The 26,502-nt window shown below is 65.9% G+C and carries 22 protein-coding genes and 1 pseudogene; 17 read left to right on the top strand and 6 right to left on the bottom strand.

Features of this window, described 5'->3' with window-relative positions; genetic code table 11:
• Positions 1–7 precede the first annotated feature (7 nt).
• Positions 8–1,000 (top strand): 2-hydroxyacid dehydrogenase, encoded by a 993-nt coding sequence (locus PMI20_RS14120; RefSeq protein WP_007927457.1) that lies wholly within the window; start codon positions 8–10, stop codon positions 998–1,000.
• Between the two features lie 201 nt (positions 1,001–1,201).
• Here the strand turns inward: PMI20_RS14120 and PMI20_RS14115 are convergent, their stop codons facing one another.
• From PMI20_RS14115 to PMI20_RS30955, 3 genes and pseudogenes are all read right to left on the bottom strand, one after another.
• Complete coding sequence (locus PMI20_RS14115) at positions 1,202–2,398, bottom strand: pyridoxal phosphate-dependent aminotransferase (RefSeq protein WP_007930905.1); 1,197 nt, start codon at positions 2,396–2,398, stop codon at positions 1,202–1,204.
• A gap of 37 nt (positions 2,399–2,435) precedes the next feature.
• Positions 2,436–3,299, bottom strand: coding sequence for a methyl-accepting chemotaxis protein (locus PMI20_RS30960; RefSeq protein WP_371919074.1), 864 nt, complete (start codon positions 3,297–3,299; stop codon positions 2,436–2,438).
• Positions 3,294–4,046: pseudogene (locus PMI20_RS30955) on the bottom strand (MCP four helix bundle domain-containing protein); the annotation flags it as partial. The pseudogene PMI20_RS30955 and the gene PMI20_RS30960, both read right to left, overlap by 6 nt.
• A gap of 381 nt (positions 4,047–4,427) precedes the next feature.
• Between PMI20_RS30955 and hpaB the strand changes: the two are divergent.
• From hpaB to PMI20_RS14080, 6 genes are all read left to right on the top strand, one after another.
• Positions 4,428–5,990: a 4-hydroxyphenylacetate 3-monooxygenase, oxygenase component gene (gene hpaB, locus PMI20_RS14105; protein WP_007930908.1), complete on the top strand. Its 1,563-nt coding sequence runs from the start codon at positions 4,428–4,430 to the stop codon at positions 5,988–5,990.
• A 74-nt stretch (positions 5,991–6,064) separates the two neighbouring features.
• A complete protein-coding gene (gene hpaC, locus PMI20_RS14100; RefSeq protein ID WP_007930913.1) occupies positions 6,065–6,577 on the top strand; it encodes a 4-hydroxyphenylacetate 3-monooxygenase, reductase component in 513 nt (170 codons plus the stop codon).
• 301 nt (positions 6,578–6,878) lie between these two features.
• The gene (locus PMI20_RS14095; RefSeq protein ID WP_007930914.1) at positions 6,879–7,856 is read left to right on the top strand and encodes a helix-turn-helix transcriptional regulator; all 978 of its coding nucleotides are present in this window, start codon (positions 6,879–6,881) and stop codon (positions 7,854–7,856) included.
• A gap of 136 nt (positions 7,857–7,992) precedes the next feature.
• Positions 7,993–8,868, top strand: a complete 876-nt coding sequence (locus tag PMI20_RS14090) for a transporter (RefSeq protein WP_007930915.1) — start codon at positions 7,993–7,995, stop codon at positions 8,866–8,868.
• A 36-nt stretch (positions 8,869–8,904) separates the two neighbouring features.
• Positions 8,905–10,068 (top strand): MFS transporter, encoded by a 1,164-nt coding sequence (locus PMI20_RS14085; RefSeq protein WP_037035788.1) that lies wholly within the window; start codon positions 8,905–8,907, stop codon positions 10,066–10,068.
• Between the two features lie 139 nt (positions 10,069–10,207).
• On the top strand, positions 10,208–11,326 hold the full coding sequence (locus PMI20_RS14080; RefSeq protein ID WP_007930880.1) for a histone deacetylase-like amidohydrolase: 1,119 nt from the start codon (positions 10,208–10,210) through the stop codon (positions 11,324–11,326).
• A 276-nt stretch (positions 11,327–11,602) separates the two neighbouring features.
• Here the strand turns inward: PMI20_RS14080 and PMI20_RS14075 are convergent, their stop codons facing one another.
• The gene (locus tag PMI20_RS14075; RefSeq protein WP_007927293.1) at positions 11,603–12,565 is read right to left on the bottom strand and encodes a helix-turn-helix domain-containing protein; all 963 of its coding nucleotides are present in this window, start codon (positions 12,563–12,565) and stop codon (positions 11,603–11,605) included.
• A 286-nt stretch (positions 12,566–12,851) separates the two neighbouring features.
• Here PMI20_RS14075 and PMI20_RS14070 point away from each other — a divergent pair, with 286 nt between their 5' ends.
• From PMI20_RS14070 to PMI20_RS14045, 6 genes are all read left to right on the top strand, one after another.
• Positions 12,852–13,385: a 2,4'-dihydroxyacetophenone dioxygenase family protein gene (locus tag PMI20_RS14070; RefSeq protein WP_007927291.1), complete on the top strand. Its 534-nt coding sequence runs from the start codon at positions 12,852–12,854 to the stop codon at positions 13,383–13,385.
• A gap of 38 nt (positions 13,386–13,423) precedes the next feature.
• Positions 13,424–14,689: an MFS transporter gene (locus PMI20_RS14065; RefSeq protein WP_007927289.1), complete on the top strand. Its 1,266-nt coding sequence runs from the start codon at positions 13,424–13,426 to the stop codon at positions 14,687–14,689.
• On the top strand, positions 14,686–15,750 hold the full coding sequence (locus PMI20_RS14060) for a 2,3-butanediol dehydrogenase (RefSeq protein WP_007927287.1): 1,065 nt from the start codon (positions 14,686–14,688) through the stop codon (positions 15,748–15,750). Before PMI20_RS14065 ends, PMI20_RS14060 begins: the two co-directional genes overlap by 4 nt.
• A 151-nt stretch (positions 15,751–15,901) precedes the next feature.
• Entirely contained in the window at positions 15,902–17,203 is a 1,302-nt protein-coding gene (locus PMI20_RS14055) for a carbohydrate porin (RefSeq protein ID WP_007927285.1), read from the top strand.
• A gap of 32 nt (positions 17,204–17,235) precedes the next feature.
• Positions 17,236–18,915 (top strand): GMC family oxidoreductase, encoded by a 1,680-nt coding sequence (locus PMI20_RS14050; protein WP_007927282.1) that lies wholly within the window; start codon positions 17,236–17,238, stop codon positions 18,913–18,915.
• A 274-nt stretch (positions 18,916–19,189) separates the two neighbouring features.
• Positions 19,190–20,164, top strand: a complete 975-nt coding sequence (locus PMI20_RS14045; protein WP_007927281.1) for a bifunctional helix-turn-helix transcriptional regulator/GNAT family N-acetyltransferase — start codon at positions 19,190–19,192, stop codon at positions 20,162–20,164.
• A 6-nt stretch (positions 20,165–20,170) separates the two neighbouring features.
• On the opposite strand, the gene PMI20_RS14040 is transcribed toward PMI20_RS14045, so the two are convergent.
• The gene (locus PMI20_RS14040) at positions 20,171–21,265 is read right to left on the bottom strand and encodes a DUF1176 domain-containing protein (protein ID WP_284173095.1); all 1,095 of its coding nucleotides are present in this window, start codon (positions 21,263–21,265) and stop codon (positions 20,171–20,173) included.
• Between the two features lie 71 nt (positions 21,266–21,336).
• A complete protein-coding gene (hpaA, locus tag PMI20_RS14035; protein WP_007923537.1) occupies positions 21,337–22,248 on the bottom strand; it encodes a 4-hydroxyphenylacetate catabolism regulatory protein HpaA in 912 nt (303 codons plus the stop codon).
• 235 nt (positions 22,249–22,483) lie between these two features.
• Between hpaA and PMI20_RS14030 the strand changes: the two genes are divergently transcribed.
• The 4 genes from PMI20_RS14030 (at position 22,484) to hpaD (ending at position 26,439) form a co-directional block, all read left to right on the top strand.
• Positions 22,484–23,170, top strand: a complete 687-nt coding sequence (locus PMI20_RS14030) for a fumarylacetoacetate hydrolase family protein (RefSeq protein ID WP_007923539.1) — start codon at positions 22,484–22,486, stop codon at positions 23,168–23,170.
• A gap of 9 nt (positions 23,171–23,179) precedes the next feature.
• Entirely contained in the window at positions 23,180–23,980 is an 801-nt protein-coding gene (locus PMI20_RS14025) for a fumarylacetoacetate hydrolase family protein (RefSeq protein ID WP_007923540.1), read from the top strand.
• Positions 23,981–25,441 carry a 5-carboxymethyl-2-hydroxymuconate semialdehyde dehydrogenase gene (gene hpaE, locus PMI20_RS14020; protein ID WP_007923542.1) on the top strand — a complete coding sequence of 487 codons (1,461 nt, stop codon included), beginning with the start codon at positions 23,981–23,983 and terminating at the stop codon, positions 25,439–25,441. It begins immediately after the preceding gene.
• Positions 25,442–25,581: 140 nt separating this feature from the next.
• Positions 25,582–26,439 (top strand): 3,4-dihydroxyphenylacetate 2,3-dioxygenase, encoded by an 858-nt coding sequence (gene hpaD, locus PMI20_RS14015; RefSeq protein WP_007923544.1) that lies wholly within the window; start codon positions 25,582–25,584, stop codon positions 26,437–26,439.
• The last annotated feature ends 63 nt before the right edge of the window (positions 26,440–26,502 follow it).

Genomic DNA, 26,502 nt, shown 5'->3' with positions numbered 1-26,502 from the left:
GAACCCCATGAAAAAACAGGTCGTGCTGTACAAGAAACTCTCGCCGCCGCTGATGGCCCGCCTGCACGAGCAGGCCCAGGTGACCCTGATCGAGGACCTCGGCGCCCAGGGCCTGGCCAAACTGCGCAGCGCCCTGCCCGCTGCCCAGGGCCTGCTCGGCGCCAGCCTGCGCCTGGACGCCGAACTGCTGGACCTGGCGCCACGCCTGGAAGCGGTGGCCAGCGTGTCGGTGGGCGTCGACAACTACGACATCGACTACCTGACCCGCCGCGACATCCTGCTCAGCAACACCCCGGATGTGCTCACCGAAACCACCGCCGACACCGGTTTCGCCCTGATCCTGGCCAGCGCCCGGCGCGTGGTGGAGCTGGCCAACCTGGTGCGCGCCGGCCAGTGGAACCGCAATATCGGCCCGCTGCATTTCGGCAGCGACGTGCACGGCAAGACCCTGGGCATCATCGGCATGGGGCGGATCGGCGAAGCCCTGGCCCAGCGCGGTCATTTCGGCTTCGGCATGCCGGTGATCTACCACAGCAACAGCCCGAAACCGGCGGTGGAACAGCGTTTCGGCGCCCGCTACTGCAGCCTGCCGGAACTGCTGCAACAGGCCGACTTCATCTGCCTGACCCTGCCGCTGACGGACCAGACCCTGGGCCTGATCGGCCGCGAAGAGTTCGCCCTGATGCGTCCGGAAAGCATCTTCATCAATATTTCCCGGGGCAAGGTGGTGGACGAACAGGCGCTGATCGAAGCCTTGCAGCAACGGCGGATTCGCGCGGCCGGGCTGGATGTGTTCGAGCGCGAACCCCTGGGCCACGACTCGCCGCTGTTGCAGTTGAACAATGTGGTGGCCACCCCGCACATCGGCTCGGCGACCTTCGAGACCCGCGAGGCCATGGCCCGCTGCGCGGTCGACAACCTGCTGGCGGCCCTGGCCGGTCAGCGTCCGGCCAACCTGGTCAACCCCCAGGCCTGGGAGCGCCGCAAGGCTGCGGTGTGACGCTGTAGCTGCCCGACCGTCCGATCCACCCTGTAGCCGCTGCCGCAGGCTGCGATAGGTCCGCAGGACCTCGGCGTCCTGAAGATCGCCACGACCGTTCCGGTCGATCGCAGCCTACGGCAGCGGCTACAGGGGCAGCGGCGTTTCGACGATCGCCACGACCGTTCCGGTCGCTCGCAGCCTGCGGCAGCGGCTACAGGCTCAGCGGCGTTTTGAGGTTCGGCCTTCGAGCAGGTCCTGGGTGCAACGCACGATCCGCTGGCAGGCGTCCGCCAGACGCTGTTGATCCACCACCAGGCCGATACGGATATGCCCCGCCGCGCTGGGGCCGAAGGCCTCGCCGGCGAGCACCGAGACGCCGTGCCCTTCCAGCAGCAGCTCGGCGAATTGCTGGGCGCCCAGGCCGGTTTCCCGCACATCGACCATGACGAACATGCCGCCATCGGGCTTGACCGGCTTCAACCCCGGGCATTGGCTCAGTTGCGCACACACCAGGTCGCGGCGCTGGCGATATTCCTCACGCATCTGTTCCAGTTCCGGCAGGTCGGCGTCCAGCGCCACCACCGCGGCGTTCTGCACGAAGTCCGGCAACCCGTACAACATGCACAGCGCCAGATGGCTCAGGTGCCCGGCCAGGGCCTGGGGCGCCACCACCCAGCCGACCCGCCAGCCGGTCATGGCATGGGACTTGGACAGGCTGTTGATGGTCGCCGTGCGTTCGGCCATGCCCGGCAGGCTGCCGGGGCTGATGTGTTCGCCGTCGAACAGCAGGTCGCTGTAGACCTCGTCGGAAATCAGCCACAGGTCATGCTCGACGCACAGTCGCGCCAGGGCCTGCCAGGTTTCCCGGGACAGGCTGGCGCCGGAGGGATTGTTCGGGCTGTTGAGCATCAGCGCGCGGGTCTTCGGTGTGATGCGCGCGGCGACCGCGGAGGGCTCGACGCGAAAGCCGTTCTCCGGGCGCACCGGAATCGGCAGCACCTTGGCCCCGCAGGCACCGAACACCCCTTCGTAGGTGACGTACATCGGCTCGGCCACCAGCACCTCGTCGCCGGGGTCGAGCAGGCACTGGGCCACGGAGAACACCGCGCATTGCGCCCCCGGCAACACCACCACATGCTCGGCGCCCACCGCCTGGCCGCTGCGGGTGGCATGGCGGTGGGCGATGCGGGTGCGCAGCGAACGATTGCCGCGCACCTCCGAATAGTGGGTGTCGCCCGCCAGCAGGCTATCGATGGCGGCCTGGACGATCGGCCGCGGGGTGTCGAAATCCGGGTCGCCGATGGTCAGCAGCAGCACATCGACGCCCTGCTCGCGCAGTTCCAGGGCGCGGTAGTGAATCTGCCAGGCCGCGGCACCTTCGCCGGCGATCCGTTGGGTCAAGGCTGAATAGCGCATCTCGCTCTCCTTGGGCACGCATTCCAACAACCCTAACTCAAATCACAAAGCGCGCCACCATCGCATTCAAATCCACCGCCAGGCGCGACAGCTCATGGCTGGCGGCGCTGGTCTGGTTGGCCCCGGCGGCCGACTGGGTGGCCAGGTCGCGGATATTCACCAGGTTGCGATCGACCTCGCGGGACACCTGGGCCTGCTCTTCCGAAGCGCTGGCGATCACCAGGTTGCGCTCGTTGATCAGGTTGATCGATTCGGCGATCTGCTCCAGGGCCACGCCGGCGGCGCGGGCCATTTCCAGGGTGTTCTGGGTGCGCTGATTGCTTTGCTGCATCGACTGCACCGCCTCGCCCGTGCCGTTCTGGATGCCGGCGACCATCTTTTCGATTTCCTGGGTCGATTGCGCGGTGCGATGGGCCAGGGCCCGCACCTCGTCGGCCACCACCGCGAACCCGCGCCCGGCCTCGCCGGCGCGGGCCGCCTCGATGGCTGCGTTGAGGGCCAGCAGGTTGGTCTGCTCGGCGATGGCGCGGATCACGTCGAGCACCTTGCCGATGTCGCGGCCCTGGGTGGCCAGGCCTTCGATCATCACCGAAGTGCTCTGCACGTCGTGGGTCATGGTCTGGATCGCGTCGACGGTTTCCACCACCCGATCGCGGCCTTCGCGGGCGGCCTGGGTCGACTGGTGCGAGGCTTCGGAAGTCGACACCGCGTTGCGCGCCACCTCTTCCACGGCGGCGGTCATTTCATTGACCGCAGTGGCCGCCTGTTCGATTTCGTTGTTCTGCTGCTGCAAGCCACGGGAGGCTTCCTCGGTGACCGCGCTGAGTTCTTCCGAGGCCGAGGCCAGCTGGGTGGCCGAGCCGGAGATTTGCTCGATGGTCTTGCGCAGGTTGCCCTGCATCTCGTTCAGCGCCACCAACAGGCGGGCCGGCTCGTCCTTGCCGTCGACCTCGATGGCCTTGGTCAGGTTGCCCGAGGCGATGGTCTGCGCGGCCAGCAGCGCGCGGTTCAACGGGGTGACGATGCTGCGGGTCAGCAGCAGGGCCAGCACCACCGTGAGCAGGGCCGCGACCACCGCCACGGCGATGATGCCGGTGATGGCGCCGTGGTAATGCTCACCGGCCAGGTCAGACGCCTGGGTGGCCCCGGCCTTGTTGATCGCCACCAGTTTGTTCAGCTGTTCGCCCATCTGGTCGGTGCCGTCCTTGATCCGCGTATTGATCAGGGTGCGCAGCTCCTCGAGCTTGTTCTGTCGCGACAGCTCCAGCATGTCGTTCTGCGCTTGCAGGTACTTTTCCAGGGTGGCCGCGAAGGTCTTGTACAGGGCCACTTCCTCTTCCCCCGCCGGCAAGGCGGCGTAACTGGCCTGGGCCTGCTTGAGCTTGTCCACCAGCACGCCAATGCGCGTCTGCGCTTCCTGCAAGCCGGCCGGCTCGCGGTTGACCAGTACCCGGAACGAGAGAATCCGCAGGCGCAGCACGTTTTCGGTGACGTTGCCGAGGAACCCTACGCTGGGCAGCTGGTTGCTTTCCATTTCCAGGGAGGCCTGTCGGATGATCGACATGCGGTTGACGGCAAACACACCCAGCGCGATGACCAGCAACGCGATGAACGCAAAACCGAGGAAAGCTCGAGGCGCGATATTCATATTACGTAGGGACATAGGATGACTCTCGGGATATTGAGGACTGCGAGCATCCATGCACTGAACCCTGTCGCCAGCGGCGGCTGGCGGCCTGACAGGTGGGCGCCACTGTTGTAGTTGGTCTGTGGGCCTAATAGCGATATCGGCCGGGCTTTAGTTTTTTTGCAGGCCCCGGCGAAAATATTTTTCGTCGCCGCGAAAGTGTTTCAACGATAAAACGGACGGCCTGCCGGATCGGTTCCGCGTCCATGACCTGCTCCATGACCAGCCCCATGAAAAGTGCAATTCATTCGCCGGAAAAGCCATTCAGTCGCCGCCCCGTCCTGCCCATCATGGGCCCCAGCTCGCAATGGCAATTCATAACAACAACGACTGGAGTGGATGATGAAACCCGAAGACTTCCGTGCCGAGACCAACCGCCCGCTGACCGGCGCCGAATACCTGGCCAGCCTGCGCGATGATCGCGAAATCTACATTTATGGCGACCGGGTCAAGGATGTGACCCGCCACCCGGCGTTCCGCAACTCCGCCGCCTCCATGGCGCGCCTCTATGACGCCCTGCACGACCCCGAGACCAAGGACAAGCTGTGCTGGGCCACCGACACCGGCAACGGCGGCTACACCCACAAGTTCTTCCGCTCGGCGAAAAGCGCCGACGACCTGCGCCAGCAGCGCGACGCCATCGCCGAGTGGTCGCGCCTGACCTACGGCTGGATGGGCCGCAGCCCGGACTACAAGGCCGCCTTCGGCAGCGCCCTGGGCGCCAACCCGGAGTTCTATGGCAAGTTCGCGGACAACGCCCGCACCTGGTACAAGCGCATCCAGGAAGCCTGCCTGTACCTCAACCACGCCATCGTCAACCCGCCGATCGACCGCGACAAGCCGGTGGACCAGGTCAAGGACGTGTTCATCTCGGTGGACGAGGAAGTCGAAGGCGGGATCATCGTCAGCGGCGCCAAGGTGGTGGCCACCAACTCGGCCCTGACCCACTACAACTTCGTCGGCCAGGGTTCGGCGCAGCTGTTGGGGGACAACACCGACTTCGCCCTGATGTTCATCGCACCGATGAACACCCGCGGCATGAAGCTGATCTGCCGCCCGTCCTATGAACTGCAGGCCGGCATGACCGGTTCGCCGTTCGACTACCCGCTGTCCAGCCGCTTCGACGAGAACGACGCGATCCTGATCATGGACAAGGTGTTCATCCCCTGGGAAAACGTGCTGATCTACCGCGACTTCGAACGCTGCCGGCAGTGGTTCCCGCAAGGCGGTTTCGGCCGGCTGTTCCCGATGCAGGGCTGCACCCGGCTGGCGGTCAAGCTCGACTTCATCACCGGGCTGCTGGTCAAGGCCTTGCAGTGCACCGGTTCCCTGGAGTTTCGCGGGGTGCAGGCGCAGGTTGGCGAGGTGGTGGCCTGGCGCAACCTGTTCTGGTCGCTGACCGACGCCATGCACGGCAACGCCAGCGAATGGCTCAATGGCGCCTTCCTGCCCAGCGCCCAGGCCTTGCAGGCCTACCGGGTCCTGGCGCCCCAGGCCTACACCGACATCAAGAAGATCATCGAACAGGTGGTGGCCAGCGGCCTGATCTACCTGCCGTCCGGCTCCCGCGACCTCAAGGACCCGATGCTCAACCAGTACCTGAGCACCTATTGCCGGGGTTCGGCGGGCATGGGCCACGAGGAGCGGATCAAGATCCTCAAGCTGCTGTGGGATGCCATCGGCACCGAGTTCGGCGGCCGCCACGAGCTGTACGAAATCAACTACGCCGGCAGCCAGGACGAAATCCGCATGCAGTGCCTGCGCCATGCCCAGGCCACCGGCTCGATGAAAGCCATGACCGACCTGGTGGACCAATGCCTGGGCGACTACGACCTCGACGGCTGGACGGTGCCGCACCTGACCAATCCGGACGACATCAATATGCTCGACCGCATCCGCCAGTAAGCACCGCCGACCTGAATGACCCGCGGGGCGCCCCCCGATTGCCGGCGCCCACGGGTTCACCCGAGGAATCTGTCATGACTCAACTCGATCCCAAGCAACAGGCTTTTCGCGATGCCATGGCGCACATGACCGCGGCGGTCAACGTCATCACCAGCAACGGTCCGGCCGGACGCTGCGGCATCACCGCCACCGCGGTCTGCTCGGTCACCGACAGCCCGCCCAGCCTGATGGTCTGCGTCAACCGCAACAGCGCCCTGAACCCGGTGTTCAAGCGCAACGGCCAGCTCTGCGTCAACGTGCTCTGCGGCGAACACGAAGAGGTCGCCCGGCACTTCGCCGGCATGACCGGAGTGGAGATGGAGCAGCGCTTCAGCCTGCACCCCTGGCGCGACGGCCAGGGCGCCCTGCCGGTGCTCGACGGTGCCCTGGCCAGCCTGCAGGGACGCATCACCGAGGTGCAGGAGGTCGGCACCCATTCGGTGATGCTGGTGCAGCTGGATGAAATCTGCGTGCGCGAACACGGCGACTCGCTGGTGTATTTCAGCCGTGGTTTCCATCGTTTGCAGCGGGCCGTCCAGGCGGCGTGATCTACAGCTCTTCTGATCTTCTGTAGGAGCGGCCGGTCGACGCTCGATTGCTCGCGATAAATCTACAACGATAACGCGCGTTGTCAGGTCCATCGCCGCTGCGCGGCTATCGCGGGCAAGCCTCGCTCCTACAGAAGCCAATATCCCCGCCAGGCCTCCCCTTCATCCTGCATCTGTAGGATAGCGATCCCCCGCCAACCCGACGATACTCGTGCCCAGGCCCTGCCCACGTCCCTGGACGTTCCGGTCCCTACTGACTCCGTGACGAAAACAATAAGAACGTCGCACAGAGGAACACCCGATGAGCCGTCATGATCATGCTCACGCCAGCCTGCTGGAAGCCTTCAGCTCGCTGACCCTGGAGTTGCAGCGCCTGGCGCAGCACAAGGACATCGAACATTTCCATGGCCATGCGCTGAACCGCATCGGCCAGTTGCTGCCCTTCGACAGCGCCTGGTGGGGCCGCGCCGCGCTGATCGACGGCCTGCCGGAAGAACACAGCTCCTACCTCCATCACTTGCCCCCCAGCTACCTGCCGGACTGGCAGTCGATCAAGCATGTCGACGTCACCGTCGGCCGGGTCCATGCGCACCCGGGCCAGGCGGTGATCGTCGACATGCGCGACCCGGCCAACGGCCCCGGTCTGAACTGGCTGGGCACGACCTATGGCATCGGCGAGCTGTTGTGCGTGGTGTACATCGACCCACAGACCCACCTCAGCGACCACCTGGCGCTGTACCGCGCCCCCGGCGCCAAACGCTTCGACGCCGACGACTGCCTGCTGCTGAACAACCTGATGCTGCACCTGGTGGCCGCGGTGTCGGCCAACCAGATCCGCACCCTGGTGGCCATGCGCGAAACCCTCACCAGCCCGCGCAACCTGGCGCTGGCGGTGTGCGACCAGCGCGGCACCCTGCACTGCGCCGAACGCGGCTTCGTCGACCTGCTGCTCGGCGAGTGGCCGGACTGGAGCGGTCCCTGCCTGCCCGTGCCCATGGCCGATGGCGGTTACGAAGGCCGGCACCTGCAGTTCGAGGCCTCGCCGGTGGGCGACCTGTTCCTGCTCGCCGCCCGCGGCCGCACGCTGCTGACCCAGCTGAGCCCACGGGAAAACGACGTGGCCCTGGGCTTCGGCGAAGGCAAGACCTACAAGGAAATCGCCCGCGAGCTGGGCCTGTCGCCGAACACCGTGCGCCATCACATCCGCGCCATCTACAACAAGCTCGGGGTCAAGGACAAGACCCGCATCGCCCATCTGCTGCATGCCCCACCCGACTGACGCTTACCTCCCTCGCTGACTGACTTTCGCGCTGTCGTTTTGACGGCCACGGGCCGCTTTTGCCCTTTTTCCAGCCACTGCCGCGTACCGGCGAGCACTTCGCCGCACAACAACTCAAAGAAGAGACGTTACGCCCATGACCAGAACGCTTGCGCACCACACCGCCCTGGCCGTCACCGGCGCCCTGCTGAGCCTGAACGTCAGCGCCGCCGACCTCAACGCCCGCGACTTCTTCGGCGCGCCCTCGGGCACCAGCCTGGGCGTGCTGTACCTGCCGGCGACCCGCGCCGACGACTTCCACGGTCCTGCCGACAGCACCGGCAAGGCCGAGCTGATGGTCAACGCCCTGGCCTATCGCCAGGTATTTTTCACCGACATCTGCGGCACCCTGTGCACCCCGCAATTCATCGTGCCTTTCGCCGATATCGACGCGCGCCTGCCCGGCGCCAATCGCCACACCGGGGAAAGCGGCTTCGGCGACCCGCAGGTCGGCGGCACCCTGTTTTTCATCAACGACCCAGCCAGCCGAACCTACAGCGGCCTGCTGACCCTGATCACCCTGCCGGTGGGCGAATACCACGGCGACAACCCGGATGTCTCGCCGGGCGCCAACCGCTGGGGCGCGACCTTCGTTTACAACTACACCCAGGGCGTCGGCGAGAAGTGGGTGCTGGAAGCCAACCTCGAAGCCCAGCTCTACGCCAAGAACGACGATTACTTCGGCAGCGACCTGAAGCAGGACCCGCTGTACCGCCTGCAAGCCTTCGCCTCCTATGACTTCACCAGCAGTACCTATGGCGCCCTGCGGCTGATCCACGCCGACGGTGGCGAGCTGCGGATCAACGACCAGCGCATCGACGACACCCACAAGCGCTACACCCAGGTCGGCTTCGAGGTCGGCCACTGGCTGGACCAGCAGAACCAGCTGATGTTCGGCCTCTCGCAAAACGTCGCCACCCGTAACGGCTACCACGGCACCGACGCCTTGCTGCGCCTGGTCCACGTGTTCTGAAGCGTTTTTCCGGAGCTACCCACCATGACGACCCCCATGATCGACAAGAGCCAGGCGCTCACCGGCGAGCAGCCGCACACAGCCTCATCCCTGGCTTTGCTGGCGGCCATCGTGCTGTTCGCCGCCATCACCCCGACCATCCTCATGACCGCTCCGGCGGTGGCCGCGCAACTGGCCAGCCAATGGCAACTGAGCCCGTCGCAGATCGGCGACCTGTTCTCCACTGAACTGGGGGCCATGAGCCTGGCCACCCTGCCCGCCTTCTGGTGGCTGAAGCGTGTCGACTGGCGCCGCGCGGCGCTGCTGGCCGGGGCGCTGTTCATAGTCGCCAACCTGCTGTCGATCTGGGCCCAGGGTTATGGCGCGCTGCTGGCCCTGCGTTTCTGCAGTGCCCTGGCCGGCGGTTCGCTGATGATCATCTGCCTGTCCAGCGCCGCCTCCACCGCCAACCCCAGCCGGACCTACGGCCTGTGGGTCATGGGCCAACTGGTGGTCGGGGCAATCGGCCTGAGCATTCTGCCGCGGTTGTTCGAGCATTACGGCCTGGCGGCCTGCTACCTGCTGCTGGCGCTGCTGATGAGCCTGTGCCTGCCCCTGGCGCGCTACTTTCCCCAGGGCGCGCCGCCCCCGGAAAAAACCGCGGGGCAGGCAGCCGCCGTGCCGAAGTGGAAGGCCCTGTGCGGCATTCTCGGCATCCTTGGCTTCTATATCAGCCTCAGCGGGGTCTGGACCTTTATCGGTTCGATCAGCGCCAAGGCCGGCATCTCCGCGCAAGCCAGCGGCGAGCTGCTGGCCGTCGCCACGGTCATGGGCATCGTCGGCGCCGGCTGCGCCTCGCTGATCGGCAATCGCCTGCCGCGCCTGCTGTTGCTGCTGTTCGGCTACAGCCTGATGGCCGGCTCGGTGCTGTTGCTGCTGGGCACGCCGCCCCTGGCGCGCTTCGCCCTCGCCGCCCTGGTCTTCAAGTTCACCTGGACCTTCATCCTGCCGCTGATCCTCGCCTGCCTGGCCGACCTCGACCGCTCCGGCAAGCTGATGAACGCCTCCAACCTGGTGATCGGCGGCGGCCTGGCCATCGGCCCCGCGCTGGCCGGGCGGTTGATCGAAAGCACCGGTGGCTTCCAGCCCCTGCTGATCGGCGGGGCCGGCCTGACCCTGCTGTCGCTGGCGCTCATCCTCGGCTGCCGGCGCAATCCCTGAATCCCCTGAACCCCTGTAGCCGCTGCCGAAGGCTGCGATAGGTCCGAAGGACCTCTGCGCCCGGAAGATCCCAGCGACCGTTCCGGTCGATCGCAGCCTGCGGCAGCGGCTACAGATTCCCTCATAGATGGAGATGCCCATGACCCGTAAAACCGCGTTTTTCTTCGATGAACTCAGCCTCTGGCACAGCGCCGGGCTGCATGCGCTGACGCTGCCGGTGGGCGGCTGGGTGCAACCGCCCGCCGCGGCCGGGCACGCCGAATCGCCGGAAACCAAGCGCCGCCTGAAAAGCCTGCTGGACGTCTCCGGCCTGACCCGCCAACTGCAGGTGCGCAGCGCCACGGCCGCCACCGAGGAGGACCTGCTGCGGGTGCACAGCGCCGAGTACCTGCAACGCTTCAAGGCCCTGAGCGAGGCCGGTGGCGGCGAACTCGGCCCGCAAGCGCCGATCGGCCCGGGCAGCTACGAAATCGCCCGGCTCTCCGCCGGCCTGGCCATCGCCGCGGTGGACGCGGTGCTCGGCGGCGAAGCCGACAACGCCTACTCGCTGTCGCGTCCGCCGGGGCACCATTGCCTGGCCGACGGCGCCATGGGCTTCTGCTTCCTGGCCAATATCGCCATCGCCATCGAGGCGGCCAAGGCCAGGCGCGGCCTGGGCAAGGTCGCGGTGATCGACTGGGACGTGCACCACGGCAACGGCACCCAGTCGATCTTCGAGGAGCGCGGCGACGTGCTGACCCTTTCCCTGCATCAGGACGGCTGCTTCCCGCCCGGCTACAGCGGCGAACAGGACCGTGGCCGCGGCGCCGGGCTGGGGGCCAACCTCAATATCCCGCTGCTGCCCGGCAGCGGCCACGACGCCTACCTGCATGCCCTGCAACGCATCGTGATCCCGGCCCTGGAGCGCTTCGAGCCGGAGCTGATCATTGTTGCCTGCGGCTACGACGCCAACGCGGTCGACCCGCTGGCGCGGATGCTGCTGCACAGCGACTCGTTCCGCGCCATGACCCGCCAGTTGCGCGAAGCCGCCGAGCGCCTGTGCCAGGGCCGCCTGGTGCTGGTGCATGAGGGCGGTTATTCCGAAGCCTATGTGCCCTTCTGCGGGCTGGCGACGGTCGAGGAGCTGGCCGGCGTCAGGACCGCGGTGACCGACCCGATGCTGGAATTCGTGCAGCTGCAGCAGCCCAATCCCCGGTTCCAGGCGTTTCAGCGCCAGCTGATCGATGATCTGGCACAAACCTTCCTCAACGACCACTGACCTGTAGCCGCTGCCGCAGGCTGCGATCGACCGGAACGGGCGTAGCGATCTCCCGACCGCAGGAGGTCCTTCGGACCTATCGCAGCCTGCGGCAGCGGCTACATGGGTTTGCGAATCTCGCTCGAGGCTGGCCGTAACGGGGCTTAAATGCCGCGAAATACGTCTGGCTGGCCACCGACCTGTAGCCGCTGCCGAAGGCTGCGATCGACCGGAACGGGCGCTGCGATCTCTCGGACGCTGGAGGTCCTTCGGACCTATCGCAGCCTGCGGCAGCGGCTACAGGGTTTTGCGGACTTCGCTTGGGGTCTGGCCGTAATGGGCCTTGAACGCCCGGGCGAAGTGGGCCTGGCTGGTGAAGCCATGACGGTAGGCGATTTCGCCGATATCCAGGCCGCCTCCCCGTGGGCTGCTCAGCAGGTCATGGGCCTGTTGCAGGCGTTTTTCCAGGATAAAACGGCTGGGCTGGCTGTCTTCCAGGGCGAACAGGCGGCTCAGGTGCCGTGGGGAAATGCCGGTCTGCGCGGCCACCCGCTCGCAACTCAGGCCAGGATCGGCCAGCTGTTCGCTGATGCACTGCTTGGCCGCCAGCAGATAGGACGCGCTCAGGGCATTGATCCGCCGCTCTCCCGCCTGCCCGGCGATCAGGCTCCCCAACAGCTCCAGCGCCTGGTTCTTATAACTCTCGGCATCCTCGCTCAGCGGCTGCTGGAAAAAGCCTCCGGTGCGCTCGCCCAGGGTGCGCAGCAACAGGCGCTGCACGCCACTTTGCCCGCCGATCTTCAGCGGACGGTCGAAACGCTTGAGGCAGCGCTCGGCGAACAGTGCCTGGGGAATGTCGTAAATGAACTGGCGCATCGGCCCGGAGAACCCGAACAGATAGGGTTTGTCGGTGCGGTAGACGATCAGCTCGCCCGGTTCGAGCAACTGGCAGGCGCCATCCTGATAGAAGAACGAGCCGCTGCCGGTGACGAAGGACACGAACACCGACTCCTTGGGCACCGCGCGGATCATCGAGTTGTCACGCTCGACCACGTGCTCGTTGCCCTCGATCCGCGCCAGGCGCATGCCCTCCAGCTGCAGGTTGTCCTGGCTGGCGGCAAAACCGCTCTCACAAAAGGAAGTGCATTTGAGGCCGACCAGGGTGGAGGCGTTGTAGTCCTCCCAGAAGGCCAGCCGCTGATCCAGGGCGATGCTCTGGGTGCAGGCATGCCGGGTTTCGAGCAAGGCGCATGGAGACATTTTTATTCTTCTCATGGCTAGGAAGCATTCCCGGTCGGCAAGGCAGTGACCGGATCCCGAGGCCGCGGCAGGTGGCGCTCGCGGCGATTCATTAATATATGAAGCTTATGCCCTGTCAACGTGAAACGCAGTGGGCACAAGTCGATTGCCAGGGTAAACGGCGTCCCTGAAGCCTGTAGGAAAAGTCTCGTCCGATCCAGTCAACAATCCCGTCCGATTGGATAAAACCCCTCCCGCGCGCGGCGCCTAAAGTCGCCTCGACTCCCACAACGAATAGAGGCCGACCATGCCCGAAGCCGCCCGCCGTGAATTCTGGAAAGACCTGCAACCGATCGCCAATTGCTTCAAGCCGGACGCCAAGCCCGAGGTCTACCTACCCAATGCCGCCAGCGACGACCTGAAGCTGTATGTGCCCTTCACCGAAACCGTGTCCTCGCGGCCGCTGTGGATCTCGCCGAGCGAGAACCGCTGGTGCGACATCCTCATGGCCAGCAGCGCCGGCCTGGTGAACCGGCATTACCACCCCCACGAAGTGTTCGCCTACACCCTGTCCGGCAAGTGGGGCTACCTGGAGCACGACTGGACCGCCACCGCCGGCGACTTCGTCTACGAGACCCCGGGCGAAGGCCACACCCTGGTGGCCTACGAGCACGAGCAACCGATGCGCGCGTTTTTCATCGTCAAGGGCCCGCTGATCTGGCTCGACGAACAGGGCGAGCCGGACGGTTACTTCGACGTGCACTCCTACATCGCCCTGTGCCGCGCGCACTACGAAAAGATCGGCCTCGGCGCGGCCTATATCGACACGCTGTTTCGCTGAAGTCTCGACTTCACCTGTCCCTCCCGCGGAGAACGACCATGGCTTACAACAACAATAAAGCCGGTTACGAGAACATCCTGCTGGGCGTGCTGTTCCTGACGTTCGGCTTCGTCTTTTTCGATCGCCTGGCCCTGTCCTTCCTGTTCCCCTTCATGGCCGACGAGCTGCAACTGAGCAACAGCCACCTGGGCATGCTGTCGTCGATCCTGGCCCTGGCCTGGGCGGTGTCCGGCGCGCTGGTCGGGGCCTGGTCGGACCGGCGTGGCAAGCGCAAGCCGCTGCTGATCATCGCGGTGATCCTGTTTTCCCTGTGCTCGGCGCTGTCGGGGCTGGTCACCGGTTTTCTCAGCCTGCTGCTGTTCCGCGGCATCATGGGCCTGGCCGAAGGGCCGATCCTGCCGCTCTCGCAATCGCTGATGGTGGAGGCCTCCTCGCCCCATCGCCGGGGCCTGAACATGGGCCTGCTGCAAGGCTCGGCGGCCGGGCTGCTGGGCGCGGTGATCGGCCCGCCGGTACTGATCGCCCTGGCCGAGGCCTACGGCTGGCGCCATGCCTTTATCGTCTCGCTGATCCCCGGATTGCTGATCGCCCTGCTGATCTGGCGCTATGTGCGCAACGACGCGCCGCCGGCACCGATCACGGACAACGCTCCTGCTGCTCCGGTCAACCGCCTGGCCCTGCTGAAAAGCCGCAACATCGTGCTCTGCACCCTGATCAGCTGCGTGTTCCTCACCTGGTTCGTGATCCTCATCTCCTTCACCCCGACCTTCCTGGTCAAGGTCCGTGGCTACAGCCCGGCGAGCATGGGCACGGTGATGAGTTGCCTGGGCGGCGCCTGGGTGCTGTGGGGCTTCGGCGTGGCGGCGATTTCCGACCGTTTCGGCCGTCGCCCGACCCTGGTGCTGTTCTCGCTGATCGCCGCCTGCTGCCCGATCGCCCTGCTCTACGCCAACAGCCCGCTGCTGATGGGCGTGCTGATGCTGCTGACCTACACGGGCCTGGGCTGCTTCACCCTGTTCATGGCGACCATCCCGGCGGAAACCGTGCCCCGTGAGGTCATGGCCACCGCCCTGGGCATGATCATGGGCATCGGCGAGCTGGTGGGCGGTTTTGTCTCGCCGACCATCGCCGGCTTTGCCGCCGACCGTTTCGGCCTGTCCATCGTCATGTGGATCTCCTGCGGCGGCGCCCTGCTGGCGGCGCTGCTGGCGCTGTTCCTCAAGGAAACCGCGCCGGCGGTCCTGGCGCGCGGCCGCCGCGCCGAACCTTCCCCCTCTCCTGTCCTGCAAGGAAACCAGCCATGAAAGCATTGCGTTGGCATGCCGCCCGCGACCTGCGCCTGAGCGATCTGCAACTGCCACAGCCCGGCCCGGGCGAGGTACTGGTCCAGGTGGCCTACTGCGGCATCTGCGGCAGTGACCTGCACGAATACGCCGACGGCCCGCACTCGATTCCACAACAGGTGCCCCACCCGCTGTCCGGTTGCCGCGCGCCGCTGACCCTCGGCCACGAGTTCTGCGGCCAGGTCCTGGCGGTGGGCGCGGGCGTCGACCGGGTCCGGGTCGGCAGCCGGGTGGCGGTGGAGCCGGAGTATCGCTGCGGCGATTGCCAGTACTGCCGCGTCGGCCAGTACAACCTCTGCCAGTCCATGGGGTTCATCGGCCTGATGGGCGACGGCGGTTTCGCCGAACAGGTGCTGGTGCCGGCCTACATGCTGCACCCGCTGCCGGACTCGGTGAGCTTCAAGCAGGCCGCAGTGCTGGAGCCGGCGGCGGTGGCCTTTCACGCGCTGAACCAGAGCAGCCTGCTGGCCGGCGACAGCTGCGTGGTGTTCGGCCTCGGTCCTATAGGCCTGCTCTTGATCCTGCTGGCGCGCCTGCGCGGCGTGGAGCGGATCTTTGCCGTGGACATCAGCCCGGAACGTCGGCGGCTGGCCCGCGACTTCGGCGCCCAGGAAGTGCTCGATGGCCACGCCGCCGACCTGTCGCAACGCCTGCACGAACTGAGTGGTGGCGGCTTCGACACGGCCTTCGAGGCCGCCGGCAGCCAGCAGACCCTGAGCCTGGCCCTGCACTCGCTGCGCAAGGGCGGCGAGGTGGTGCTGGTGGGCCTGATGGGCGAGGTCAGCGTCGATGCCTTCCACCTGGTCAACCACGAACTGCGCCTGCTCGGCAGCGTGGGCTATCGCAACGCCTACCCGCCGCTGATCGAGCTGCTGGCCAGCGGCCGCCTGGACCTGACCCGCGCCGTGACCCGCTGCGTGACCCTGGACCAGGCCGTGGAGCACGGCTTCGAGGCACTGCTGCGGGACAAGAGCCAGATCAAGGTGCTGGTCAATCCCAACCCCGAACTGGCCAAGGCATGACCTGTAGCCGCTGCCGCAGGCTGCGATCGAGGACGCAGTCCTCGCCAGCGCAATCGGCAGCACCCTGGTAACCCGTTGGCGAACGCTGCGCGTCCGATCGCAGCCTTCGGCAGCGGCTACTCACAAAAACAACAAGAAACGAGTATCGACCATGAAAAGCACTCTCCTGCTGTGCCCGCTGCTGGCGGCGGTCCTGTTCACCCCGTTGTGCCACGCCGAGACTCCAGCACCCAACCGCGAAGGCCCGCTGGCCGGGCTCGGCGAGCAACTGGCCGGCTACGGCATCCGACCCCATGTGCAGTTCTGGAGCCTGTCGATGAAGAATCTCGACACCGGTCCGCGTGAACACAGCTTCGGCAACAGCGGCGACCTGTTCGTCGGCGCCGACTTCGACCTCGATACCCTCGCCGGCCTTACAGGCGCGGCCGTTCATTTCGAAGAAACCTTCTTCATCCTCGACACCGCCACCGGCCAGCCGACCTCGCGCAACTGGCAAGGCGCCGCCGGCAGCTATTTCGCCGGCGCGCCGATCCACAACGACATCACCAGCAACCAGCTGAGCCTGCTGACCTACCAGCAGACCTGGCTCGACGGCCAGCTCGACATGAGCCTGGGGCGCACCAACGCGCGGCGCTACTTCTATATCTACAACTGCGAAACCGTGGTCACCTGCAACGACCCGATCATCGATTCGTCCACCGGCATCCTGCCGCCGCCCTACGGCAGCTGGGGCGGCTACCTGAAGTACCAGGTGACGCCGGGGTTCTATGTGCATGCCGGTGCCTTCGAATCGAACCCGGTGGACTACCTGAAAAAACGCAAGGGCCTGGACTTCAGCACCGACGACGCCAGCGGCACCAGCCTGTTGCTGGGCATCGGCAGCAAGCACGACGGCGCCTACAGCGCCCACTATGAACTCAATGGCTACTACAACACCGCCAACCAGCACGACCCGCTGACCGGCGCCAGCGAGCACGGCACCGGCGGCGCCTTCTTCAAGTTCCAGCAAGGCTTCTGGCGGGCCGACGGAGGCCAGCGCACCGCGCCCCAGGCGCTGCTGGCGTTCGGTTCGCTGTCCCTGGCGGCCGACGACAAGCAGCCCTTCAGCCATTTCGCCGAGATCGGCCTGACTTACCTGGCGCCCTTCGACCGCGCCCAGGACAAGCTCAACCTCAAGGCCAGCTACCTGCGCCTCAACGACCACCAACTGCGCTTCCAGCAACAGGCGCGGATCGCCAACGGCGGCGACCACCGCCTGGGCGAACGCAACGTGTACGCCATCGAGGCCAACGGCCACTTCGCCCTGACCCGGCACCTGGCGCTCGAACCCAGCGTGCAGTACCTGATCAACCCGGACAACTTCTACAACCCCGAGGCCCGCGAGCTCAGCGGCAACGGTTTTGTCGTCGGCCTGCAAGTCATGTACGACGTCGGCGCGGCGCTGGGGCTGTAAACCTGCTTTTCACTGCCAACGAGGTATCTCCCATGACTGACTCTGCCCCGCGTTCGTTCGACTACATCGTGGTCGGGGCCGGCTCGGCCGGTTGCGTGCTGGCCAACCGGCTGTCCGCCGACCCGCAGCTCAGCGTCTGCCTGATCGAAGCCGGCCCCAGCGACCGCAGCCTGTTTCCCGGCGCCTATGTGCGCACCCCGGCGGGCATCATCCGCCTGATCGCCAACCCGAAGTGGAACTGGATGCATCAGTTCAGCGCCCAGGCCGCCAGCGGCGAGCGCCCGATCCCCTGTCCCCGCGGCCGGCTCTGGGGCGGCTCCAGCGCGATCAACGGCATGATCTACATCCGCGGCCACCGCAACGACTACGACCGCTGGGCGGCGGCCGGCAACCAAGGCTGGAGCTACGACGAACTGCTGCCGTACTTCCTGCGCTCGGAGCATTTCGAGCCCGGCGCCTCGCCCTGGCACGGCCAGGGCGGCGAACTCAACGTCGCCGCGCAACGCAGCCCGAGCCCTATCAATGAGGTGTTCTACCAGGCCGCCCAGGAACTGGGCTGGCGCTACAACCCGGACTTCAACGGCGAGGAACAGGAAGGCTACGGCCCCTTCCACGTCACCCAGATCAACGGCGAGCGTTGCAGCGCCGCGCGGGCCTTCCTGTACCCGGCGCTGTCGCGGCCCAACCTCACCGTCCTGAGCTCGACCCTGACCCACCGCGTGTTGCTGGAGGGCAATCGCGCCTTTGGCGTCGAGGTCAGCCAGGATGGCGCGGTGTTCCGGCTGCAGGCCCGGCGCGAAGTGATCCTCAGCGCCGGGGCGATCAACTCGCCGCAGCTGCTGTTGCTCTCCGGCATCGGCCCGGCCGAGGAACTGGCGCGCCATGGCATCGCCCAGCGCCATGAACTGCCGGGAGTCGGCCACAACCTGCAGGACCATCAGGACGTGGTGCTGATGTACCGCTGCGACAGCGAGCTGACCTACGGCGTGTCGGCCAAAGGCCTGCTGCCCCTGGCCCGTTCGCCCTGGCAGTACCTGAGCCGGCGCAGCGGCCCGCTGACCTCCAATACCGTGGAGTCCGGCGGTTTCCTGCGCCTGCATCCCGAGGACGCCGCCCCGGAGCTGGGCCTGATCGTCGCCCCGGCGCTGAAGAACCAGCCCCAGCGCCTGGTGCCGCTGGGCCATGGGGTCAGCCTGCACATCGCGGTGATGCACCCGCACAGCCGTGGCCAGGTCCGGCTCAATTGCGCCGATCCCCATGACAAGCCGATCATCGACAGCAACTTCCTCAGTCACCCGGAAGACCTGCGCAAGTTGGTGGCGGGCGTGCGCCTGGTGCGCCAGCTGGCGGCGAGCCAGGCCTTCTCCCGGCGCCTCAAGGGCGAGCTGGTGCCCGGCCCGCAGGTGGAAAGCCAGGAGCAGATCGAGCAGTGGATTCGCGACAGCCTGGGCACCGTGTTCCACCCGGTCGGCACCTGCAAGATGGGCCATGACGCCCAGGCGGTGGTCGACGACCAGTTGCGGGTCCACGGCGTGCAGGGCCTGCGGGTGGCCGACGCGTCGATCATGCCGAGCCTGACCACCGGCAACACCAACGCGGCGGCGATCATGATCGGCGAAAAGGCCGCGGACTTGCTGCTGGGTAAAGCGCCACCGAGCCTTCAGGTTCCCGCTCGCCTGGAACAACAGATACCCGCGCCTGTCATTGGCTGAAAAACGGCCAACCGCAGACGCGGGTGGGCCAAGGGCTAATGCCAATCGATCAAACGCCGGTGATCCATTGTAGGAGCGAGCTTGCTCGCGATGGTCGTTAACGATAACGCGTACTAATCGGATGAACGCGGCGCGCTCAGGTCCATCGCGAGCAAGCTCGCTCCTACAGTTTTGATCGGTATCTCCCAAAAGGAGTCCGCGTTTATAGGTGTATGGATTTTGCCGTACCCCAAGGCATATAGTTGCACCGAACAACTATATCGAGAACCACGCCATGTCCTCGTCTTCGCCGCTGGTGGATCAGATCCGCAATGAATCGCGCAAACTGGTGCGCGAGCTGGGCTTTATGGGCGCTACCCTGGCCGGCTCCGATCTGCCGCCCTCGGCGGTGCATGCGCTGATCGAACTCGACCTGCACGCCCCGCTCACCGCCGCCCAGTTGGGCAAGACCCTGAATTTGGAAAAGTCCTCGGTCAGCCGCCTGCTGGGCAAGCTCATCGAGCGCGGCGATATCCAGGAAAGCCCCAGCCCCACCGATGCCCGGGAAAAGCACCTGGGCCTGACCGCCAGCGGGCGCAAACAGGTCGCCGCGCTCCATGCCTTCGGCAGCGCCCAGGTGCAACAGGCGCTGCGCCTGCTGGCGCCACGCGAGCAAAGCCAAGTGGTCGCCGGACTGCGCAGTTATGGCCAGGCGCTGCAGGCCTGCCGCCTGGGCCATGCGCAGATCGCCGCGGCCACCCCGACCGTGCAGCCTGGCTATCGGCCGGGCATGATCGGCCGCATCACCGAACTGCACGCGCACTACTACTCACGCCTGGTGGGTTTCGGGCAGTTCTTTGAACAGCGCGTCGCGGCGGGCCTGGCGGAGTTCAGCGAGCGCCTGGACAACCCCGATAACGGCGTCTGGCTGGCGGTGCTGGACGAGCAGATCGTCGGCTCGATCGCCATCGACCTCGGCGACACCGCGGATCGCCCTCAGGCCGACAGAGTCGCCCATCTGCGCTGGTTTATCCTCGACGAGGCGGCCCGTGGCACCGGCACCGGCCGCCTGCTGCTCAAGGCGGCGCTGGAGCATTGCGACCGGGTGCGGGCAACCTCCTGCTATCTATGGACCTTCAGCGGCCTGGACGCCGCCCGGCACCTGTACGAAGCCTTCGGCTTCCAGCTGGTGGAGGAACAGCCGGCGGCGCAATGGGGCAAGACCGTGCTGGAGCAGAAGTTCGCGCGCCGCCATCCAGGCCTGGCCTGAAACGCCTCAGCGGTTGGCCGGCGGCGCGATGTTCCACAGCCGCGGCCAGTCTTCGGAGGACAAGCCATTGCAGGTCGGCATCTGCCGGTAATCGCTGAGCTGGAAGCTTTCGCCGTCGAACAGCCAGCGCCCGGTTTCACCGCAGTCGCCGATGCCGCGCGCCAGATAGAAGGTGGTCAGCACCCCGGTCTTGGGGTCGTAGTGGGCGCCGCCCGAGCCGTCCGCGTTGTTCATGGGCAAGGCTTGCCGGCGCAACTCCTCAAGCTGCGGCGGGTTGCCGCGCGACCAGCTGCTGATCAGGTAGTCGCAGTTGTAGGCCGCGCAGTCGCTCAGCACCACCGTCAACGCCCGCTGCGCGGTCAGCGGATAGACCTCGACCTGGGGCTCGGCCACAAAGTCTTCATCGTCGTTGGGCGTGCCTGGCGCGGCGAATTTCATCGCGGCCGCCGAGATCCGCGTGCGTTGCGCCGCCGTCAGTTCCGGTGCCCCCGGATAAGCCCGCAGCTGAGCCGGCAGCGGCCGCGCCGGCACCTCGCTGGCCGGACGCTGACCTGGCCGCCACAACGCCGTCACGCCATCGACCCGGCCCTGTACCGAGTCCATCAGCAGCAGCGCCGCCGACAACCCGGACAATGGCACCCGGGCTTCGTCGTTCCCCTCCAGCTTTAGTTCCTCGGCATTGCGCAGGCGTTCCAGCCACTGGCGGGCCCGAGCCGGGTCGGCGATTTCATAGCGGGTGACCTGGATCTGCGCGCCCTTCTTCTCCGGCAACAGCACCAGGGCATCCAGCAGCTGCGGCTCCAGTGGTTGGCCGTCGAGGCGCAAGGCCATCAGCTCGGCGGGGTCGCCGCGCTGGTCCAGGCGTATTTCCAGCAGGCCGTCGGGGCCGGCGCGACGCTGGATATGCAGGGTCAGGCTGCTGTACTGCACACCGTGCTCACCGTTGGGCGCGCTCAGGGCGTGGCAACTGCGCAGGTTGTCGCAGCCGGTGATCCATTCCTTGGTCTGGCGCAGCAACGGCACCTTTTCCGCGGCGCTCTGCGCCAGCGCCTGGGCGGCGCTGGCGGTCAGCAAAAGAACCATCAGGGTGCGCTGCAACATGGGACTTTCCTTGTCGGGTAAAAGCGCCGATTGTCCCACGCAGCGCGCTGGCGCTCCCAGCTTTTTTGCCCTCAGGACGAGGGTTTCGCCGCGCCCTGGCGCGCCCGGTATTCCCCCGGCGTCATCTTCGCATAGCGCTGGAAGAACCGGCTGAAATACGCCGGGTCCTTGAACCCCAGCTGGTAGCAGATTTCGTTCACCAAACTGGCGGTGAACAGCAGCAGGCGCTTGGACTCCTGCATCAGGCGCTCGTACACCAGGCGTTTCGACGGCAGGTCGGCGATGCGCCGGCAGACATCGTTGAGACGCGCCTCGGTGACGCCAATCTGCCCGGCATAGCGCGACAGCGGCCAATGCTCCAGGTAGCGGGCTTCGATCAGTTCGTTGAAGCGATGGAAGATGTGCAGGTCTTCATGCCGCGCCGGGCGGGCCTTGAGGGAATTGGCCGAAAGCCTGAGCAGGCTGATCAGGATCAACCGGGTCAGGGCTTCCAGCGCCGGCGCATGCCCGGCGCCCTGCCCGGCGACTTCCTCCTGCAACTCATCGAACAGCAGCGCCAGGCGCCGCGCCTCGCCGGCGAACCCCGGGTCCAGGCGCGCCAGGGCCACGCAGGCCGGCGCCACCTGGGGGCCGCTGGCGAGGCGGCTGTCGGCTTCGATCAGCTCCCACACCAGCTGCTGGCGCACGGTCAGTACGTGGCCTTCGCTGTCGGCCTCGGTGACGAAGGAATGGGCAATGGTCGGCGGCGTGAGGAAAAACATCGGCCCCGATTCCAGGTATTGCTGGTCGTCGAGGTAGACCCGCACCGCGCCGCTTTTCACGTAGTGCACCTGGAAAAACCGGTCGTGGCGGTGCACCGGCATGTTGCGGCCGAAGAAGCCGGCCAGGTTGCTCAGCTTGTCGTAATGCACCTGCGAGTCGGCGTAGCGCTGGTCGTAGACCTGGCCGATGTTGATATTGGGGATCGGCTGGCGATCGCTCATGGTGGCATGTCTCTTTTTTCGCTCGCGGTGCTTTTTATTTTCGCCCGCGGCGCTTTTATTTTTTCCTGCGGCAAGCGCCCACATCCTGCGTGATTCGCGACCTGTTCACCAGTACGGGGCAGACAGTTGGTGATCGGCTCCTGGCCGGCGCTTGACGATCATTAACATATTAAATATAACGTTAACACATTAACGAAATCACCTCGTCTTCCGCGATGCTCAGGAGAAAACCACAATGAGCCGTGCACTGCATGAAGTCGCCACCGGCACCCTGTTCGGCGTCGCGCTGAACTACCAGGGCCTGTTGCGCAGCCACCTGGAATCCTTCACCCAGCCGCCCTACCAGAAGCCACCGGTCAAGCCGGTGCTGTTCATCAAGACCCCCAATACGCGCAATGTCCACGGCGGCGCCGTGATCTATCCGCAAGGCGTCGAGCGCCTGCAACCCGGCCCGGCGCTGGGCGTGGTGATCGGCAAGAGCACCAGCCGGGTCAGCGTGGAAAACGCCCTGCAGCACGTGGCCGGCTACACCATCGTCAACGAGTTCAGCCTGCCGGAAGACAGCTACTACCGCCCCGCCGTCAAGGCCAAGTGCCGTGACGGTTTCTGTGCCTTCGGCCCGGAACTGGTGCCGGCGGCCCAGGTACGCGATCCCCATGAGCTGGAACTGAAGCTGTGGGTCAACGGTGAACTGCGGCAACGCAACAGCACCGCCAACCTGGTGCGCGGTATTCCCCAACTGATCGCCGAAATCAGCGAGTTCATGACCCTGCACGAGGGCGACGTGCTGATCACCGGCACCCCCGAAGGCCGCGTCGACGTCAAGCCCGGCGACCGCATCGAAGTGGAGATCAGCGGCCTGGGCCGTCTCGCCAATCACGTTGTCGCTGAAGAAATAGCCGCCGAAATTGCCGCCGAATAAGGAGCCGCCATGAAACACGCCCGCATCCGTTATCAAGGCCAGGTCCACGAGGTCGTGGTCAACGCGCCCAACAGCGTGAAACTGGCCGATGGCCGCGTGCTCGCCGAGGATCAGGTCGAGTGGCTGCCACCGGCCACCGGCAGCATGTTCGCCCTGGGCCTGAACTACGCCGACCACGCCGCCGAACTGGCCTTCAAGCCGCCAACCGAGCCGCTGGTGTTCATCAAGTCCCCCGGCACCTACACCGGCCACAACCAGGTCACCTGGCGCCCGGACAACGTCGCCTACATGCACTACGAGTGCGAACTGGTGGCGGTGATCGGCAAGACCGCGCGCAACGTCAAACGCGAGGACGCCCTGGATTACCTGGCCGGCTACACGGTGTGCAACGACTACGCGATCCGCGACTACCTGGAAAACTACTACCGGCCCAACCTGCGGGTGAAGAACCGCGACGCCACCACCCCGGTCGGGCCGTGGATAGTCGACGTCGCCGACGTGCCCGAGCCGAACCGGCTGAAGCTGCGCACCTGGGTCAACGGTGAGTTGCGCCAGGAAGGCAGCACCTGCGACATGATCTTCGACATCCCCTACCTGATCGAATACCTGTCCAGCTTCATGACCCTGCAACCGGGCGACATGATCGCTACCGGCACCCCGGAAGGCCTGTCCGACGTGGTGCCCGGCGACGAAGTGGTAGTGGAAGTCGAAGGCGTCGGCCGGCTGGTCAACCGCATCGTCAGCGAGGCGGAGTTCTTCAGGATCAAGGCGCAACACGACACGCAACTGGCGGCCAAGGAGCACGCATAAATGATCAAACACTGGATCAACGGCCGCGAGGTCGAAAGCCAAGACACCTTCGTCAACTACAACCCGGCCACCGGCGAGGCCATCGGTGAAGTGGCCAGCGGCGGCGCCGGGGAAATCGCCCAGGCGGTCGCGGCGGCCAAGGAAGCCTTTCCGAAATGGGCCAACACCCCGGCCAAGGAACGGGCGCGGCTGATGCGCAAGCTGGGCGAACTGATCGACCAGAACGTGCCGCACCTGGCGGAACTGGAAACCCTCGACACCGGCCTGCCGATCCACCAGACCAAGAACGTGCTGATCCCGCGCGCCTCGCACAACTTCGACTTCTTCGCCGAGGTCTGCACCCGCATGGATGGCCACAGCTATCCGGTGGACGACCAGATGCTCAACTACACCCTGTACCAGCCGGTCGGCGTCTGCGCCCTGGTGTCGCCGTGGAACGTGCCGTTCATGACCGCCACCTGGAAGACCGCGCCGTGCCTGGCGCTGGGCAACACGGCGGTGCTGAAGATGTCCGAGCTGTCGCCGCTGACCGCCAACGAACTGGGGCGCCTGGCGGTCGAAGCCGGCATTCCCAATGGAGTGCTGAACATCGTCCAGGGCTACGGCGCCACCGCCGGCGATGCCCTGGTGCGCCACCCGGACGTGCGGGCAATCTCCTTCACCGGCGGCACCGCCACCGGCAAGAAGATCATGCAGACCGCGGGGCTGAAAAAGTACTCCATGGAACTGGGCGGCAAGTCGCCGGTGCTGATCTTCGAAGACGCCGACCTGGAGCGCGCCCTGGATGCGGCGCTGTTCACCATCTTCTCGCTCAACGGCGAACGCTGCACCGCCGGCAGCCGGATCTTCGTCCAGGAAAGCGTGTACCCGCAGTTCGTCGCCGAGTTCGCCGCCCGCGCCAAGCGCCTGATTGTCGGTGACCCGCAGGACCCGAAGACCCAGGTCGGTTCGATGATCACCCAGGCCCACTACGACAAGGTCACCGGCTATATCCGCATCGGCATCGAAGAAGGCGCCACCCTGCTCGCCGGTGGCCTGGAGCGCCCGGCCAACCTGCCGGCGCACCTGGGCCGTGGCCAGTTCATCCAGCCGACGGTGTTCGCCGACGTCGATAACAAGATGCGCATCGCCCAGGAAGAGATCTTCGGCCCGGTGGTCTGCCTGATCCCGTTCAAGGACGAGTCCGAGGCCCTGCGACTGGCCAACGACACCGAGTACGGCCTGGCCTCCTATATCTGGACCCAGGACATCGGCAAGGCCCATCGCCTGGCCCGTGGCATCGAGGCCGGCATGGTGTTCATCAACAGCCAGAACGTGCGCGACCTGCGCCAGCCGTTCGGTGGGGTCAAGGGCTCCGGCACCGGCCGCGAAGGCGGCGAGTACAGCTTCGAGGTGTTTGCCGAGATCAAGAACATCTGTATCTCCATGGGCAGCCACCACATCCCGCGCTGGGGCGTGTAAGGTTTTGAAATCCTGTAGCCGCTGCCGAAGGCTGCGCTCGTCTCGGAACGAGACGCCGCTCTTTGAAGTCCCTGCGGGACTTATCGCAGCCTGCGGCAGCGGCTACGGGCCGAACAATAAGATGTTTCAGGAGAAGCACCATGGGCGAAGTCGTCATGGCCGCCAAGGTCTGCCACGTTCCATCGATGTACCTGTCCGAACTGCCGGGCAAGCACCACGGCTGTCGTGAAGCAGCGATCGCCGGGCACAAGGAAATCGCCCGCCGCGCTCGTGAGCTGGGGGCCGACACCGCGGTGGTGTTCGACGTGCACTGGCTGGTCAACAGCGGTTACCACATCAACTGCGGCGAGCACTTCAAGGGCACCTACACCAGCAACGAACTGCCGCACTTCATCAAGAACATGGACTACGACTACCACGGCTGCCCGGAACTGGGCGAGCTGATTGCCGCCCAAGCCAATGCCGCCGATGTGCGCACCCTCGCCCACAACATCCCCAGCCTGGAGCTGGAATACGGCACCCTGGTGCCGATGCGCTACATGCACATGGACGTACCGCCGGAGCAGCATTTCAAGGTGATTTCCATCGCCGCCTGGTGTGCCTGGCACAAGCTCGAAGACAGCTTCACCTTCGGCGCCGCGGTGCGCCGGGCCATCGAGAAGAGCGACCGCAAGGTCCTGGTGCTGGCCTCAGGCTCCTTGTCGCACCGTTTCTCCGACGACCGCGAGGCCGAAGCCAACATCCACAACTGGACCCGCGAGTTCGACAAACAGATGGACCTGCGAGTGGTCGAGCTGTGGCAACAGGGGCGCTTCCGCGAGTTCTGCTCGATGCTCCCGGACTATGCCGAGCACTGCTTCGGCGAAGGCCGGATGCACGACACCGCCATGCTCCTGGGCCTGCTCGGCGGCCCCGAATACAACCGGCCGGCGGAAATCGTCACCGCGCCTTTCGGCAGCTCCGGCACCGGCCAGATCAACGCCATTTTCCCGCTCTAGGAGCCGCGCCAGCCTCGCCAACCCGGCCCTGGATTTCCAGGGCTGGCCGCCGAAGGTTCACCC

This window comes from Pseudomonas sp. GM17 (genome assembly GCF_000282175.2).
Taxonomy (GTDB): Bacteria; Pseudomonadota; Gammaproteobacteria; order Pseudomonadales; family Pseudomonadaceae; genus Aquipseudomonas; species Aquipseudomonas chlororaphis.
This window is presented reverse-complemented; position numbering and strand designations above follow the sequence as displayed.